Here is a 15,943-nt window from a genome sequence, read left to right on the forward strand (position 1 = left end):
GAAGAAAAATCAACAGCATGGACGCTGTCGGAAAGCTTAAGGGGAGGCCATTGGCCTCCCCTTTCTCATGGACTCTCACGGGCGTGCGCCGCCTCCGACGTGCCTTCAATGCTTTGCAAGGGTCCGGCGCTCCGCTACACTGGCTTTTTCGCGAACAGCGAGACACTATCGCGGCATGTTCAAAGGATTTACCCGCTTTCTGCAACGCCCCGGTGAACGATTGAAGACACTCTTCGGCAATCAGGACGGCTCCGGCCAGACTCCCGGGCTTCGCATACTTCCCCGAGAAGACCACCCCATTTCGCGGCGCCTGTTCAGCGACAGCGCGCTCAAGGTGCTCTATCGCCTGCACAACGCCGGCTTCGAGGCCTATCTGGTCGGTGGCTGCCTGCGCGACGCCCTGCTCGGCAAGACACCCAAGGATTTCGACGTCGCCACCGACGCCACGCCGGATCAGCTGCGCGAGCTGTTCCGCAACTCGCGCATCATCGGGCGGCGCTTCCGTATCGTTCACGTGCGCTTCGGGCGCGAGATCATCGAGGTCACCACCTTCCGCGGCCGCCCCGGCGACGAGCACGGCGAGCACCTCGCCCATCAGTCCGAAGACGGGCTGCTGCTGCGCGACAATGTCTGGGGCAGCGTCGAGGAAGACGCCATGCGCCGCGACTTCACCGTCAACGCGCTCTACTACAATATCGCCGACTTCTCCCTGCACGACTGGGCCGGCGGCCTGACCGACATCGAGAACCGCACGCTGCGCCTGATCGGCGATCCGCAGGTGCGCTATCGCGAGGATCCGGTGCGCATGCTGCGGGCGATCCGCTTCGCCGCCAAGCTGGACTTCAGCCTGGCCGCGGCGACCGAAGCCCCGATCCGCGACATGGCACCGCTGCTGCTGCAGATTCCCCCGGCCCGCCTGTTCGAGGAAGTGCTCAAGCTCTTCCTCTCCGGCCAGGCGGTGGCCACCTATCACCTGCTGCGCGAGTACGGCCTGTTCGCCATGCTCTTCCCCGAGGCGGACGAGTCCATCGCCGAGCTCGAGTGGGCCGAACCCCTGATCCTCCAGGCCCTGGCCAATACCGACGAGCGCATCCGCCAGGAGCGGCCGGTCACGCCCGCCTTCCTGTTCGGCGCCCTGCTGTGGCCCGGCGTGCAGTGGCGGGCCCGGCAGCTTCAGGCGGAAGGTATGCCGCCGATTCCCGCCCAGCAGACCGCAGCCCAGCAGGCCGTGTCGCGCCAAATCCAGCACACCTCGATTCCCAAGCGCTTCAGCCTGCCCATGCGCGATATCTGGGACCTGCAGGAACGCCTGCCCCGGCGCCGCGGCAAGCGTGCCTTTCAGACCTTGGAGCATCCGCGCTTCCGCGCCGCCTACGACTTCCTGCTGCTGCGCGAGAGCGCCGGCGAGATTGCTCCCGGCCTGGGGCACTGGTGGACGGCCTTCCAGGAAGGCGACGAACACGAGCAGCGCCGCCTGCTCGGCAAGGTGGACGCCGACCCCGCCGGCACCCCCGGGCCGCGCCGCCGCCCGCGCAAGCGCCGCCGCGGTGGGCGCAACCGGCGCTCGACGCCCGACCATGACTGAGCCGCGGCCCCGCCTTGCCTACATCGGCCTGGGCAGCAACCTCGACGACCCCGAGCATCAGGTGCGTCGGGCCCTGGCCGAGCTGGAGGCCCTGCCGCTGACCCGGCTCGAAGCCGGTTCACCGCTGTATCGCAGCGCACCGATGGGGCCCCAGGATCAGCCGCCGTTCATCAATGCCGTGGCCCGACTGGCCACGCAGTTGTCGCCGCTGGCGCTGCTCGACCAGCTGCAGGCCCTCGAACAGCGCCATCGCCGCGTCCGCCGACGCCACTGGGGGCCGCGCACCCTGGACCTCGACCTGCTGCTCTACGAGGGGTGCCGGGCTCGCTGGCCACGCCTGACCCTGCCCCATCCGGGGATCGCCGAGCGCAACTTCGTGCTGGTGCCGCTGGCCGACATCGCCCCGGACGAGCGCCTCGGCGACACGCCCGTGTCAGGCCTGGCCCGCGCCCTCGGCCGGGACGGCTTGCAGCGCCTGGCCTCGCAGCAGTAGAGTTGCATCACGATTGTTACCATCCCACACTTCAGACCCGAAGCGGGTAACAACCCAGGTAACACCCTGCCCGCCATGCCCTCGAAACGGGTGCAGTCCGACAAGTCGACGAGAAGCCAGTCATGAAAACCGTCACCGTGAGCACGCTGCAGGCCGCCAAGCGCGCCGGCGAGCCGTTCAGCTGCCTGACCGCCTATGATGCCTCCTTCGCCGAGGCCGCCAGCCGGGCCGGCATCGAGGTCCTGCTGGTCGGCGACTCCCTGGGGATGGTCCTGCAGGGCCATGCCAGCACCCTGCCGGTCACCCTCGACGACATCGCCTACCACACCCGCTGCGTGGCGCGCACCAAGGGAGCCAGCCTGCTGATGGCCGACCTGCCGTTCATGAGCAACGCCTCGACGGAGCGGCTGCTGCAGGATGCCGGCGCCCTGATGCGGGCCGGCGCGGAGATGGTCAAGATCGAGGGCGAGGCGTGGATGGCCGACGGCATCCGCGAGCTGACCCGGCGCGGCGTCCCGGTCTGCGCCCACCTGGGGCTGACGCCGCAGATGGTCCACCAGTTCGGCGGCTTCAAGATCCAGGGGCGCGAGGCCGACCGCGCCGAGCAGCTCATCGCCGATGCGCGCACCCTGGTCGAGGCCGGCGCCTCGGTGATCCTGGTCGAGTGCGTGCCCGCCAGCCTGGGCCGCGCCATGCAGGCGGCGCTCGAGGTGCCGGTGATCGGCATCGGTGCCGGCGCCGGCACCGACGGCCAGATCCTGGTGATGCACGACGTGATCGGCGTGAGCAGCGGCTACATCCCGCGCTTTTCCAAGAACTTCCTCGCCGAGTCCGGCTCGATCCAGGGCGCCTTCCGGGCCTACCATGACGCTGTCAAGGCGCGTCGCTTTCCGGCCGAGGAGCACAGTTTCTAATGCAGACTATCCACGACATCGCCACGCTGCGCCGCACCCTGGGCGAGGCACGCCGGGCCGGACAACGCATCGGCCTGGCACCGACCATGGGCAACCTCCACCGGGGCCATCTGGCGCTGGTCGCCGAGGCACGCCGCCGGGCCGACCTGGTGGTCGCCAGCATCTTCGTCAACCCGCTGCAGTTCGGGCCCGACGAGGACTTCGCCAGCTATCCGCGCACGCTCGATGCCGACCGGGCCGCGCTCGAGGACGCCGGCTGCGACATCCTCTTCGCGCCCGCCGCCGAGGCCATCTACCCGCGCGGCACCGGGGCGTCCTCCACCGTGCACGTGCCCGACGTCAGCGAGGGGCTGTGCGGCGCGCGCCGGCCCGGCCACTTCGACGGCGTCTCCACCGTGGTGAGCATGCTGTTCAACCTGGTCCAGCCCGATCTCGCCTGCTTCGGCGAGAAGGACTATCAGCAGCTCGCGGTGATCCGCCGGATGGTCGCCGACCTGCACTTTCCCGTCGAGATCGTCGGCGTACCCATCGTGCGTGCCGAGGACGGCCTGGCCCTCTCCTCGCGCAACGGTTACCTGAGCGCCGAGCAGCGCGCCCGGGCCCCGCGCCTGCAGGCCGTGCTTGCGGCGACCCGCGAGGCGCTTGCGGGGGGCGAGGCGCCCGACGCGGCACTGCGCGAGGGCCTCGTCCGCCTCACCGAGGCAGGCTTCAAGCCCGACTACCTCGAGCTGCGCCGGGCCGACGACCTGGGGCCGGTGACCGACGTCACCCGCGAGGCGGTACTGCTGGCCGCGGCCCACCTGGGACCGGCCCGCCTGATCGACAACCTCCCGGTAACGTTGCCACGCTGATCGCGGTCCATCGAGGAACGCCATCCCCATCCAGTTCGCCTGATCGCCCCGCCCCGCCCCGCCGGCGGGGCGCTTTTCCCGCCCCCGAGTCTGTCCACCGTCAAACTTCGACGGATTGGCAATTGCCGCAGCGCACAAGCTTCTCCTATGCTGACGGGGCATTTCGCCCTCGATTCAAGGAGTCTCACATGCAAGACGTGGTCATCGTCGCGGCACGCCGCACCGCCATCGGCACCTTCGGCGGGTCGCTCGCCGGGATTCCCGCCGCCGAGCTCGGCGCCAAGGTGATCCAGGATATCCTCGCCACCACCGGCGTCGCCCCCGAGCAGGTCGACGAGGTCCTGCTCGGCCACGTCCTGACCGCCGCCTGCGGCCAGAACCCGGCCCGCCAGGCTTCCATCCTGGGCGGCCTGCCCGACGGCGTGCCGGCGATGACCATCAACAAGGTCTGCGGTTCCGGTCTCAAGGCGCTGCACCTGGCCACCCAGGCGATCCGCTGCGGCGACGCCGAGCTGATCCTCGCCGGCGGCCAGGAGAACATGTCCCTGGCGCCGCATGCCCTGCCGCATTCGCGCACCGGCCAGCGCATGGGCGACTGGAAGGCGGTCGACACCATGGTCTACGACGGCCTGTGGGACGCCTTCAACCAGTACCACATGGGCATCACCGCCGAGAATCTCGCCGAGAAGTACGGCATCACCCGCGAGCAGATGGACGAATTCGCCGCCGAATCCCAGCAGAAGGCCAGCGCCGCCATCGAGGCCGGTCGCTTCGACAGCCAGATCGTCCCCGTCGAGATTCCCCAGCGCAAGGGCGATCCGCTGGTCTTCAAGACCGACGAAGGCCCGCGGGCGGGGATCACCGCCGAGAAGCTCGGCGGCATGAAGCCGGCCTTCAAGAAGGACGGCACCGTCACCGCCGGCAACGCCTCGTCGATCAACGACGGCGCCGCCGTGACCATGCTCTGCAGCGAGAGCAAGGCCCGCGAACTGGGACTCGAGCCGCTGGCCCGCATCAAGGCCTACGCCAATGCCGCCGTCGATCCGGCGATCATGGGCATCGGCCCGGCCCCGGCGACCCGCCGCTGCCTGGAGAAGGCCGGCTGGACGATCGACGACCTCGACCTGATCGAGGCCAACGAGGCCTTCGCCGCCCAGGCCCTGTCGGTCAACAAGGAACTCGGCTGGGATCCGGCCAGGATCAACGTCAACGGCGGGGCGATCGCCCTGGGCCACCCGATCGGCGCCTCCGGCTGCCGGATCCTGGTCACGCTGGTCCACGAGATGATCGCCCGTGACGCCAGGAAGGGTCTGGCCACGCTGTGCATCGGCGGCGGCCAGGGCGTGGCGCTGGCCATCGAACGCTAAGCACCGCCCTTTCCCCCGGGCCGGCATCCGTCGGCCCCGCACACGGCGACGTCGTCTCTTCGGCGTCGCCGTGTCGCGCTTGCGCCCCCGGCCCCGCCACGTCACCATGACGGGGTTTATCCCACATCGTGTGAGCCATCATGAGCAAGTTCTGGAGCCCGGACGTTCGCGAGCTGACGCCCTACGTCCCCGGCGAGCAGCCCCGTGAACGACTGATCAAGCTGAACACCAACGAGAACCCCTACCCGCCGGCGCCGGGCGTCGAACAGGTGCTGCGCGACTACCCGGTCGACCACCTGCGCCTCTACCCCGATCCCGACGCGCTGGCGTTGCGCGAGGCACTGGCCCGCGAGCATGGCGTGGAAGCCGAGCAGGTCTTCGTCGGCAACGGCTCCGACGAGGTGCTGGCCCTGGCCTTCCAGACCTTCTTCCGGCAGCCTCGGCCGCTGCTGATGCCGGGCATCACCTACAGCTTCTATCCGGTCTACTGCCGCCTGTACGATATCGCCTACCGGACCGTGGCGCTCGACGATCACTGGCAGGTGCCGCTGGATGCCCTGAGCGGCGACAACGGCGGCGTGATCTTCGCCAATCCCAACGCGCCGACCGGCCACGGCCACCCGCGGGAAGCCATCGCCCGCCTGCTGGCGCGCGTCACCGACAGCGTGGTGCTGATCGACGAGGCCTACGTCGACTTCGGCGGGGAAAGCAGCGTGCCGCTGGTGGCGGCGCATCCCAACCTGCTGGTGGTGGGTACCTTCTCCAAGTCGCGCAGCCTGGCCGGGCTGCGGATCGGCTACGCGATCGGCTCGCGGGAACTGATCGAGGGACTGGAGCGGGTCAAGAACTCCTTCAATTCCTACCCGCTCGACAGCCTGGCGATCGCCGCCGGCGTCGCCGCGCTGGACGACCGCGAACACTTCGACGCCTGCCGCGAGCACGTCATCGCCACCCGCGAGCGTACCCGCCGGCGGCTCGTCGAGCTGGGCTTCGAGGTGCTGCCCTCGCAGACCAACTTCCTGCTCGCCCGCCACGAGGGCCACGACGCCGGTGAGCTGTTCACCGGCCTGCGCGAACGCGGCATCCTGGTGCGTCACTTCAACAGCGAGGCGCTGCACGACTTCCTGCGCATCTCGATCGGTACCGACGACGAGATGGACAGTCTGATCGAGGCACTCGAGGCGCTCTGCCGCGGGTAACGCCATGTCGCCAGCGTAACCGGCCGGCCATGAAAAACGGCCCACCCGCTTGGCGGGTGGGCCGTCTTCGATACCGGCGACCGGGAAGGCTTACTCGGCGAGGCTGGCCTCGAAGGCGGCCTTTTCCTCGGCCCCCACTTCCTTGATCGACAGCTTGACGCGGTTGCGGTTGTCGATGTCGAGCACCTTGACGATGACCTCGTCACCCTCGTTGAGATAGTCGCGGACGCTGTTGACCCGCTCGGGCACGATCTGCGAGATGTGCACCAGACCGTCGGTGCCCGGCATGAAGTTGACGAAGGCGCCGAAGTCGGCGATGCGCACCACCTTGCCCTTGTAGAGCTTGCCGATCTCGGCTTCGGCGGTGATGCCCAGCACGGTGTCGATGGCGCGCTTGGCGGCCGCCTTGTCCTCGGCGTAGATGCGCACGGTGCCGTCGTCGTCGATGTCGATCGAGGCCCCGGTGTCGTCGCAGATCTGGCGAATGGTGGCGCCGCCCTTGCCGATGACGTCGCGGATCTTGTCCGGATCGATCTTGATGGTGGCCATGGAGGGCGCGTTGGCGGAGACCTCCTCGCGGCTCTGGGCGATCACCTGGTTCATCTCGCCGAGGATGTGCAGCCGCGCCTCATGGGCCTGCTGCAGCGCCTGCTCCATGATCTCCTCGTTGATGCCCTCGATCTTGATGTCCATCTGCAGGGCGGTGACGCCGGAGGCCGAGCCGGCCACCTTGAAGTCCATGTCGCCGAGGTGATCCTCGTCCCCCAGGATATCGGTGAGCACGGCGAACTTGTCATCGTCCTTGACCAGGCCCATGGCGATACCCGCCACCGGCGCCTTGAGCGGCACACCGGCGTCCATCAGCGCCAGCGAGGAGCCGCACACCGAGGCCATGGAGCTGGAGCCGTTGGACTCGGTGATCTCGGAGACCACGCGGATGGTGTAGGGAAATTCCTCGTCGCTGGGCAGCATGGCCTGGACGCCGCGGCGCGCCAGACGGCCGTGGCCGATCTCGCGACGCTTGGGACCACCCATGAAGCCGGCTTCGCCCACGCTGTAGGGGGGGAAGTTGTAGTGCAGCAGGAACCGGTCCTTGCGCTCGCCTTCCAGCGACTCGATCAGCTGGGCATCGCGCAGGGTGCCGAGGGTGGCCACGACCACGGCCTGGGTCTCGCCGCGGGTGAAGATCGCCGAGCCGTGGGTCTTGGGCAGGCTGCCGACCTCGATGTTCAGCGGACGCACGGTCTTGTGATCGCGGCCGTCGATGCGCGGCTCGCCGTTGATCACGCGCTGGCGCACGACCCGTTTCTCGAGCGCGGCAAAGGCACCACCGACCGCCTCGGCATCGAACTGGCCCTCCCCGTCACCGGCGAGCTGCTCGACCGCCTCGGCCTTCAGCGCGGACAGCGCATCCTGACGGGCCATCTTGTCGGTGATGCGGTAGGCCTCGCCGACCTTGCTCTCGAAGGTGCTGGCGAGCGCGTCCTTCAGGGCGGTGTTCTCGGCGGCCGGCTGCCAGTCCCAGCGCGGCTTGCCGGCCTCGGCGGCCAGCTCGTTGATGGTGGAGACGGCGACCTGCATTTCCTGATGGCCGTAGAGCACGGCGCCGAGCATCTCGTCCTCGAGCAGCTCGCTGGCCTCGGACTCGACCATCAGCACGGCCTTCTCGGTGCCGGCGACGACCATGTTCAGCTCGGAGGCGGCGAGCTCCTCGACGCTCGGGTTGAGGAAGTAGCCGCGCTCCTCGGTGAAGCCGACGCGGGCGGCGCCGATCGGGCCGTTGAAGGGCACGCCGGAGACGGCCAGGGCCGCCGAGGTACCGAGCATCGCGGCGATGTCCGGATCCTGGTTACGATCGGCGGAGAGCACGGTGCAGATGACCTGCACCTCGTTCATGAAGCCCTTGGGGAACAGCGGGCGGATCGGGCGATCGATCAGCCGCGAGGTGAGGGTCTCCTTCTCGGTGGGACGTCCCTCACGCTTGAAGAAGCCGCCGGGAATCTTGCCGACCGAGTAGGTCTTCTCCTGGTAGTGGACGGACAGCGGGAAGAACGGCTGGGCGGGGTTGACGTCCTTCTTCGCCACCACGGTGCACAGCACCACGGTGTCGTCCATGGTGACCATCACGGCACCGGAGGCCTGGCGGGCGATGCGCCCGGTTTCCAGGGTGACGGTACTGTTACCGTACTGGAATGTCTTTCTGACCGGATTCACGGGGCTTCCTTCAACTTGTCGGTTTCATGTTCGGGCGTTTCTTGACTCGGCGACCATTTTAGGCGTTCACGTCGGCGAGAGCTACCGGTCCCGGCCTCGCCCGAAGCCGGCGGCCGTTGCCGTCCGGCCAAAAAAGAACAAGCAACCCCGTAGGGTTGCTTGTTCCGAAATCATCCGCGGGATGACGGCCGAACTCAGCGGCGCAGTCCCAGGCGCTGGATCAGCGACTGATAGCGCTCGAAGTCCTTGCGCTTGAGGTAGTCGAGCAGCTTGCGGCGCTGGTTGACCATGCGGATCAGGCCACGACGCGAGTGGTGATCCTGCTTGTTGGTCTTGAAGTGGGACTGAAGGCCGTCGATGTTGGCGGTCAGCAGGGCCACCTGAACTTCGGGGGAACCGGTGTCGTTGTCACCACGGCCGTATTCCTTGACGATCTCGGCCTTCTTTTCAGCGGTCAATGCCATCTGTGTCTCCAGTAAGCAATATGCCTGATGGGGATGAATGTCGGAGACCACGCATATTTGCAGTCTCCCCGTACGCCGCGTGAGCGGCGACGATGGGCGCCACCGGACTCAGCCGGTGGCCACCAGCCGGCGCGGGGCGATCTCGCCCGGCGCCGTGACCGTGACCAGCCCCAGGAAGGACTCGTCACGATACAGCCTGGCCAGGGCATCGCCGGCCAGACCGGCGGTGTCCGTGGCGGCGCGCTGCCCATGGAGCAGGCGCGCGGCCGTGGCCTGCGCGACGTCCAGCCGCGGCAGATGCCGCACCAGCACGTCCATCGGCAACAGGGCCGTGTCGCGGGACTCGAGCGCGTCGAGCGCGGCGAAATCCAGCATGTCGTCGGCCGCGAAGGGCCCGGACCGCAACCGGCGCAGGGCTGTGATATGCGCGCCACAGCCCAGGGCCCGGCCGATGTCCTCGGCCAGCGTGCGGATATAGGTGCCCTTGCTGCAGGCGACGTCCAGCTCGAAGGCATCGCCCTCGAAGGCAAGGAGGCGCGCATCATACACCCTCACACGGCGCGCTGCACGCTCGACCTGCTTGCCCTCGCGGGCCAGTTCGTAGAGCTTGCGCCCCTCGTGCTTGAGCGCCGAATGCATCGGCGGGATCTGATCGATCTCGCCGCTGAAGTCGGCCAGCACACGCCGTACCCGCGCTTCGTCGACGCCCTCGACAGGGCGACGCTCGACGACGGCACCCTCGGCATCCCCGGTGTCGGTGACCACCCCCAGCTGCACCCGAGTGCGGTACGCCTTGTCCGCCTCGAGCAGGTAGGAGGAAAACTTGGTCGCCTCGCCGAAGCACACCGGTAGCAGCCCGGTGGCCATCGGATCGAGGGTGCCGGTATGCCCCGCCTTCTGCGCCTGGAACAGGCGCCGCGCCCGCTGCAGGGCATGATTGCTCGACACGCCGGCGGGCTTGTCGAGCAGCAGCACGCCGTCGATCGGCAGGCCGCGACGCCGACGCGCCATCAGCGGGATTCCTCGTCGTCGGGCGCCTCGTCGTCGCGCCGGACACGATCGGATTCCACGGCCTCGTTGATCAGCGACGACAGCTTGTGGCCCCGGGCCACGCTCTCGTCGTAGTGGAAGCGCAGCTCGGGCACATGGCGCAGCTTCACGCGACGCGCGATCTGACTGCGCAGGAAACCGCCGGCGCGCTTGAGCACCGCCAGGTTTTCCTTGATCCGCGCCGGGTCGTCATCGCCCAGCAGGGTGATGTAGACATCGGCGTAGCCCAGATCGCGGCTGACGGTCACGCCGCTGACGGTGACCATGCCCAGGCGCGGGTCCTTGACCTCGCGCTGGATGAGGACCGCCAGCTCCTGCTGGAGCTGATCGGCCACCCGGTCGGTACGCTGGAACTCGCGCATCCGTGACTTCTCCTCGACGCCTTACAGGGTACGCTCGACCTTGATCTGGTCGAAGACCTCGATCTTGTCGCCGACCTGGACGTCGTTGTAGTTCTTGACGCCGATACCGCACTCCATGCCGTTGCGGACCTCGTTGACGTCATCCTTGTAGCGACGCAGGGATTCCAGCTCGCCTTCGTAGATGACCACGTTGTCGCGCAGGACACGGATCTTCTTGTTGCGGTGCACGGTGCCCTCGACAACCATGCAGCCGGCCACCGCGCCGATCTTGGGCGCCTTGAAGACATCGCGCACCTCGGCGACACCGACGATCTCTTCCTTCCACTCCGGCGCCAGCATGCCGCTCATCGCCTGCTTGACCTCGTCGATCAGCTGGTAGATGACGCTGTAGTAGCGCAGGTCGAGACCCTCGCGCTCGATGATCTCGCGCGCGGCGGCATCGGCACGGACGTTGAAGCCGACCACGATGGCGTCACTGGCCAGCGCCAGGTTGGCATCGGTACCGGTGATGCCGCCGACCCCGGAGGACACCACGGCGACCTGAACCTCATCGGTGGAGAGTTCCTCCAGCGCGCCCTTGATCGCTTCCAGCGAGCCCTGGACGTCGGCCTTGAGGACGATGTTGACCTTGGCCACCTCGTCCTGACCCATCTGGCTGAACATGTTCTCCAGCTTGGCCTTCTGCTGGCGGGCCAGGCGCACCTCGCGGTACTTGCCCTGACGGAAGTTGGCGACCTCACGGGCCTTCTTCTCGTCGGCCAGGACCATGAAGTCCTCGCCGGCTTCCGGGGTGCCGTCCAGGCCCTGGATCTCGACCGGCATGGCCGGGCCGACCTGCTCGACCTGCTTGCCGAGTTCGTTGGTCAGCGCCCGCACACGGCCGTAGTGCAGCCCGGCCAGGACGATGTCGCCCCTCTTCAGGGTGCCGTTCTGGACCAGCACGGTGGCCACCGGCCCGCGTCCCTTGTCGAGACGCGACTCGACCACCACGCCCTTGGCCGGCGCTTCGGGAACCGCCTTGAGCTCGAGCACCTCGGAGACCAGCAGCACGGCCTCGAGCAGCGAATCGATGCCTTCGCCGGTCTTCGCCGAGACGTGGACGAACTGGGTGTCGCCGCCCCACTCCTCGGAGATCACGCCGTGCTGCGACAGCTCGTTCTTGACGCGATCCGGGTCGGCACCCGCCTTGTCGATCTTGTTGACCGCGACCACCAGCGGCACGCCGGCCGCCTTGGCATGCTCGACCGCCTCGATGGTCTGGGGCATCACGCCGTCGTCGGCGGCCACCACCAGGATGACCACGTCGGTGGCCTGGGCACCACGGGCGCGCATGGCGGTGAACGCCGCGTGGCCCGGGGTATCGAGGAAGGTCACGCCGCCGTGGTCGTCCTCGACGTGATAGGCACCGATGTGCTGGGTAATGCCGCCGGCCTCGCCGGTCGCCACCTTGGTGCGGCGGATGTAGTCGAGCAGCGAGGTCTTGCCGTGGTCGACGTGACCCATCACCGTGACCACCGGCGCGCGGGTGATTTCCTCGCCCTCGTAAGAGATGCCCTCGAGGACCTCGGTCTCCAGCGCATCGTCCTTGACCAGCTTGGGCTTGTGGCCCATCTCCTCGACGACGATCGCCGCGGTGTCCTGGTCGATGGTCTGGTTGATGGTCACCGCCGCGCCCATGGTGAACATGGCCTTGATGACCTCGTTGGCCTTGATGGCCATCTTGTCGGCCAGGTCAGCGACGCTGATCGACTCGGGGATCGCCACCTCGCGCACGATCGGCTGCGTCGGCTTCTGGAAGCCGTGCTTGCCGCCGCCGCTGTCGCGACCACCGCGACGGCTGCCGCGACGCTCGGCACGCTTGGCCTTCTTGCCGCCACCGCGACGGCGCTCGGCACGCTCCTCGCGATCCTCATCGCGACTGGTTTCGTGACGCCCCTTCTTGGCGGCCGCCTTCTTGGGATTGGCGCGGCGGTTGTCGCTGCGCGGCTCCTTGGGCGGCGCCTCGACCGCCGGCGGCTCTTCGGCCGGCAGCTCCAGCTCGGTGGGAACCACCGCCTCGGCCGGCTTCGCCGCTTCCTGCTTGGCGGCTTCCTCGGCGGCCTTGGCAGCCTCTGCCTCGGCACGGGCCTGCGCCTCGCGCTCGGCCTGCTCGCGGGCCTGGGTGGCATCGGCCATGTCCCCGACCAGCTGACGCGGCCCGTGATCGGCCGGCTCCGGCGCCTGCTCCGGGGTCTCGTCGCGCTTGACGTAGGTGCGCTTCTTGCGCACCGAGACCTCGATGCTCTTGCCGCGGCCGTCTCCGGAACGGATCCGGCTCTTGGTCTTGCGCGTCAGGGTGATGCGATTCTTGGCCCCCTGGCCGCTACCGCCATGACTCTTGGTGAGATGGTCGAGAAGGCGCCGCTTGTCCTCCTCGGACACCGCATCGCCTTCAGCCTTGTGGGGAAGCCCCGCTTCCTTCATCTGCTCCAGCAGGCGGGACGTATCGCGTCCCACCTTGGCTGCAAAGTCTTTAACCGTCATTTCTGCCATTACGACCCTCCTGAGCCCGTGACCTAGTTACTCTTCACTCTCGAACCAGGGCGCACGGGCGGTCATGATCAGTGCCGCGGCGCGCTCTTCGTCCACGTCCTCGATATCCTTGAGATCATCGATGGACTGTTCGGCAAGGTCCTCCATGGTGACGATGCCCCGGCTGGCCAGCGTGAAGGCCAGGTGACGGTCCATGCCGTCCATTTCAAGGAGGTCCTCGGCGGGCTGAGCACCGTCCAGCTCCTCCTCGGAGGCGATTGCCAGGTTCAACAGCTCGTCCTTGGCGCGTGCGCGCAACTCTTCCACCAGGTCTTCGTCGAAGTCCTCGATCTCGAGCATCTCCTCGAGCGGCACATAGGCCAGCTCTTCCAGCGACGTGAACCCCTCCTCGACCAGGGTTCTCGCCAGCTCTTCGTCGACCTCGAGGTGATTGATGAAGTACTCGACCAGGGTATCGACTTCCTGCTCCCGCTTGCCCTCGGCCTCTTCCTCCGTCATTACATTGAGCGTCCAGCCGGTCAGCTCGCTGGCCAGACGCACGTTCTGCCCGCTGCGGCCGATGGCCTGAGCGAGGTTGTCCTCGGCCACGGCGACATCCATGGCATGGGCGTCCTCGTCGACCAGAATCGACGCCACGTCCGCCGGTGCCATGGCATTGATCACCAGCTGGGCAGGGTTGTCATCCCAGAGGATGATGTCCACCCGCTCGTTGCGCAGCTCGTTGGAGACCGCCTGGACCCGCGACCCGCGCATGCCGACACAGGCACCGACCGGATCGATGCGCTTGTCGTTGGTCTTCACCGCGATCTTGGCCCGCGAGCCCGGATCACGTGCCGCGCCCTTGATCTCGATGAGCTGCTCGGCGATCTCGGGCACCTCGATCTGGAACAGCTCGATGATCAGCTCCGGACGCGTGCGCGACAGGATCAGCTGGGAGCCGCGCGCCTCGGCGTCGACCTTCCACAGCAGCGCGCGCACCCGTTCGTTCATGCGGTAGCGCTCGCCGGGAATCATCTCGCTGCGCGGCAGGAAGCCCTCGGCGTTGTCGCCGAGGTCGATGATCAGGCCATCGCGCGTCGTCTTCTTGACGATGCCGGCGATCAGCTCGCCCTCGCGCTCGGAATAATGACGCACGATCTCGGCCCGCTCCGCCTCGCGCACCTTCTGCACGATGACCTGCTTGGCGGTCTGTGCCGCGATGCGGCCGAAGGCGGCGTTCTCGATGCGCTCCTCGACGACGTCGCCGAGCCCCAGCGGCGGATCGCGACGCTCGGCGTACGACAGCTTGATCTCGGCGTCGGGGTTCTCGAACTCGTCGTCCTCGACCACCACCCAGCGGCGGAAGGTCTCGTAGTCACCGGTGGCACGATCGATCTGCACCCGCACGTTGACCTCCCGGCCCTCGAAACGCTTGCGCGAAGCACTGGCCAGCGCCGCCTCGACCGCACCGAAGATCACGTCGCGTGACACGCCCTTTTCGTTCGAGATCGCGTCAACGACCAGCAGAATCTCTTTGCTCATGCCTTAAGCCTCGCCAGAAAACCAGTCCTCATCCATCGAACTGCGGAACGACCCGCGCCTGCTCGATGCCATCGATAGGAAAGCAGTACTCTTCACCGTCGAGCTGCAGCAACACCTCGTCGTTCTCGACGCCCGCCAGCAGCCCCTTGAACTTGCGCCGCCCTTCGTAGGGCGCGCGAAGGCGCAAGGCCACGACATGTCCCCGGTAACGCGTGAACTGCTCCAGCGTGAAAAGGGGACGGTCCATGCCGGGCGAGGACACCTCCAACTGGTACTGGCCGGGGATCGGATCCTCGACATCGAGCACACCGCTGACCTGACGACTGACGCCGGCGCAGTCGTCGACGGTGATGCCGTCGGGACCGTCGATGTAGATGATCAGTCGTGAATGCTTGCCCTGGGACAGGTATTCGATCCCCCAGAGCTCAAAGCCCATGGACGTCACCACCGGTTCGATGAGTGCGTTCAGCGCAGCGTCCTTGATTGCCACAGATGAAGGCTCCTACAGCAGTTGCATCAGGCACCTGACCGGGAGTTAAGAGGAAAGCTAGGTGGCTGATTGGCGTTAGTGTCAACAGAGCGAGCTGCTAACAAAAAGCCCCTTCATAGGAAGGGGCCTTTCACAAGAAACTTGGTAGCGGGGGCCGGATTTGAACCGACGACCTTCGGGTTATGAGCCCGACGAGCTACCAGACTGCTCCACCCCGCATCATAGGTTGGCGATTATAAGAACTCGCTCACCCTTCGGTCAAGGACTCGAGCGCATCGCCACGTCTTGCCAATCGTGCTTCTGAATGGGCCTGACCAGGCCTGTCAGATGGTGCCGAAGGGGGGACTTGAACCCCCACGACCATAAGGTCACTACCCCCTCAAGATAGCGTGTCTACCAATTCCACCACTTCGGCAACAGGGGGCGAACACAGGATTGCAAGCCAACGGGGCAATCCACCTTGTGTTCTTGCTCGGGCGGTCGACTTGACGATGAACCACCCGAAACAGCACTGCTATCAACGTCTAAGGCGTGGAGATCACTCTCCGGAATCCTCTAGCGTTGGCGCAGTATTATCCTGACTCTTGCTGCTTTCGTCAAGGGCCGGCGAGGACTTTTGTTGTTCCACGACGGTCGCGTCCGGAATGCCGGCATCGGGGGCGTTGTCCGCCTGCGATGACGCCAGGTAGGCCAGGGCCAGCGAGGTGATGAAGAATGCCCCGGCCAGCACCCCGGTCAGCTTGGCCAGGAAGCTGCCGCTGCCGCGGGAGCCGAAGACGGTCTGAGACGCGCCGCCGCCGAAGGAGGCGCCGGCGTCGGCACCTTTGCCCTGCTGCAACAGGACGAGGGCGACCAGCGCGATGGCGATCGCCACGTGAATCATGAGAATGGCAACTTGCAT

The 15,943-nt window shown here is 67.2% G+C and carries 14 protein-coding genes and 2 tRNA genes; 6 read left to right on the forward strand and 10 right to left on the reverse strand.

Features of this window, described 5'->3' with window-relative positions:
* The first annotated feature begins 175 nt into the window (after positions 1–175).
* The 6 genes from pcnB (at position 176) to hisC (ending at position 6,409) form a co-directional block, all read left to right on the forward strand.
* Positions 176–1,585, forward strand: a complete 1,410-nt coding sequence (pcnB, locus tag KGQ91_RS02410; protein ID WP_163650513.1) for a polynucleotide adenylyltransferase PcnB — start codon at positions 176–178, stop codon at positions 1,583–1,585.
* Positions 1,578–2,078, forward strand: coding sequence for a 2-amino-4-hydroxy-6-hydroxymethyldihydropteridine diphosphokinase (gene folK / locus KGQ91_RS02415; RefSeq protein WP_163650512.1), 501 nt, complete (start codon positions 1,578–1,580; stop codon positions 2,076–2,078). The genes pcnB and folK overlap by 8 nt, the downstream gene beginning before the upstream one ends.
* A gap of 122 nt (positions 2,079–2,200) precedes the next feature.
* Positions 2,201–2,992 (forward strand): 3-methyl-2-oxobutanoate hydroxymethyltransferase, encoded by a 792-nt coding sequence (panB, locus tag KGQ91_RS02420; RefSeq protein ID WP_224416427.1) that lies wholly within the window; start codon positions 2,201–2,203, stop codon positions 2,990–2,992.
* Positions 2,992–3,843, forward strand: coding sequence for a pantoate--beta-alanine ligase (gene panC / locus KGQ91_RS02425; protein WP_224416426.1), 852 nt, complete (start codon positions 2,992–2,994; stop codon positions 3,841–3,843). Before panB ends, panC begins: the two co-directional genes overlap by 1 nt.
* 188 nt (positions 3,844–4,031) lie before the next feature.
* A complete protein-coding gene (locus tag KGQ91_RS02430; RefSeq protein ID WP_163650509.1) occupies positions 4,032–5,210 on the forward strand; it encodes an acetyl-CoA C-acetyltransferase in 1,179 nt (392 codons plus the stop codon).
* A 140-nt stretch (positions 5,211–5,350) separates the two neighbouring features.
* Positions 5,351–6,409: a histidinol-phosphate transaminase gene (gene hisC, locus KGQ91_RS02435; protein ID WP_224416425.1), complete on the forward strand. Its 1,059-nt coding sequence runs from the start codon at positions 5,351–5,353 to the stop codon at positions 6,407–6,409.
* Positions 6,410–6,499: 90 nt separating this feature from the next.
* Here the strand turns inward: hisC and pnp are convergent, their stop codons facing one another.
* From pnp to secG, 10 genes are all read right to left on the reverse strand, one after another.
* On the reverse strand, positions 6,500–8,623 hold the full coding sequence (gene pnp / locus KGQ91_RS02440) for a polyribonucleotide nucleotidyltransferase (RefSeq protein ID WP_224420174.1): 2,124 nt from the start codon (positions 8,621–8,623) through the stop codon (positions 6,500–6,502).
* Positions 8,624–8,817: 194 nt separating this feature from the next.
* On the reverse strand, positions 8,818–9,087 hold the full coding sequence (gene rpsO / locus KGQ91_RS02445; RefSeq protein WP_163650506.1) for a 30S ribosomal protein S15: 270 nt from the start codon (positions 9,085–9,087) through the stop codon (positions 8,818–8,820).
* 108 nt (positions 9,088–9,195) lie between these two features.
* The gene (gene truB / locus KGQ91_RS02450; RefSeq protein WP_224416423.1) at positions 9,196–10,098 is read right to left on the reverse strand and encodes a tRNA pseudouridine(55) synthase TruB; all 903 of its coding nucleotides are present in this window, start codon (positions 10,096–10,098) and stop codon (positions 9,196–9,198) included.
* Positions 10,098–10,499 (reverse strand): 30S ribosome-binding factor RbfA, encoded by a 402-nt coding sequence (gene rbfA / locus KGQ91_RS02455; protein WP_163650504.1) that lies wholly within the window; start codon positions 10,497–10,499, stop codon positions 10,098–10,100. Before rbfA ends, truB begins: the two co-directional genes overlap by 1 nt.
* Positions 10,500–10,520: 21 nt before the next feature.
* Complete coding sequence (gene infB, locus KGQ91_RS02460) at positions 10,521–13,031, reverse strand: translation initiation factor IF-2 (RefSeq protein WP_163650503.1); 2,511 nt, start codon at positions 13,029–13,031, stop codon at positions 10,521–10,523.
* Between the two features lie 27 nt (positions 13,032–13,058).
* A complete protein-coding gene (gene nusA, locus KGQ91_RS02465; protein ID WP_163650502.1) occupies positions 13,059–14,552 on the reverse strand; it encodes a transcription termination factor NusA in 1,494 nt (497 codons plus the stop codon).
* A gap of 28 nt (positions 14,553–14,580) precedes the next feature.
* Entirely contained in the window at positions 14,581–15,042 is a 462-nt protein-coding gene (gene rimP, locus KGQ91_RS02470) for a ribosome maturation factor RimP (protein ID WP_163650501.1), read from the reverse strand.
* Between the two features lie 142 nt (positions 15,043–15,184).
* Positions 15,185–15,261 (reverse strand) — tRNA-Met (locus tag KGQ91_RS02475).
* Positions 15,262–15,370: 109 nt separating this feature from the next.
* A tRNA-Leu gene (locus KGQ91_RS02480) sits at positions 15,371–15,457 on the reverse strand.
* Between the two features lie 123 nt (positions 15,458–15,580).
* Positions 15,581–15,943 (reverse strand): preprotein translocase subunit SecG, encoded by a 363-nt coding sequence (gene secG, locus KGQ91_RS02485; protein WP_163650500.1) that lies wholly within the window; start codon positions 15,941–15,943, stop codon positions 15,581–15,583.

The sequence above is a fragment of the Modicisalibacter tunisiensis genome, from assembly GCF_020148005.1.
GTDB lineage: Bacteria > Pseudomonadota > Gammaproteobacteria > Pseudomonadales > Halomonadaceae > Modicisalibacter > Modicisalibacter tunisiensis.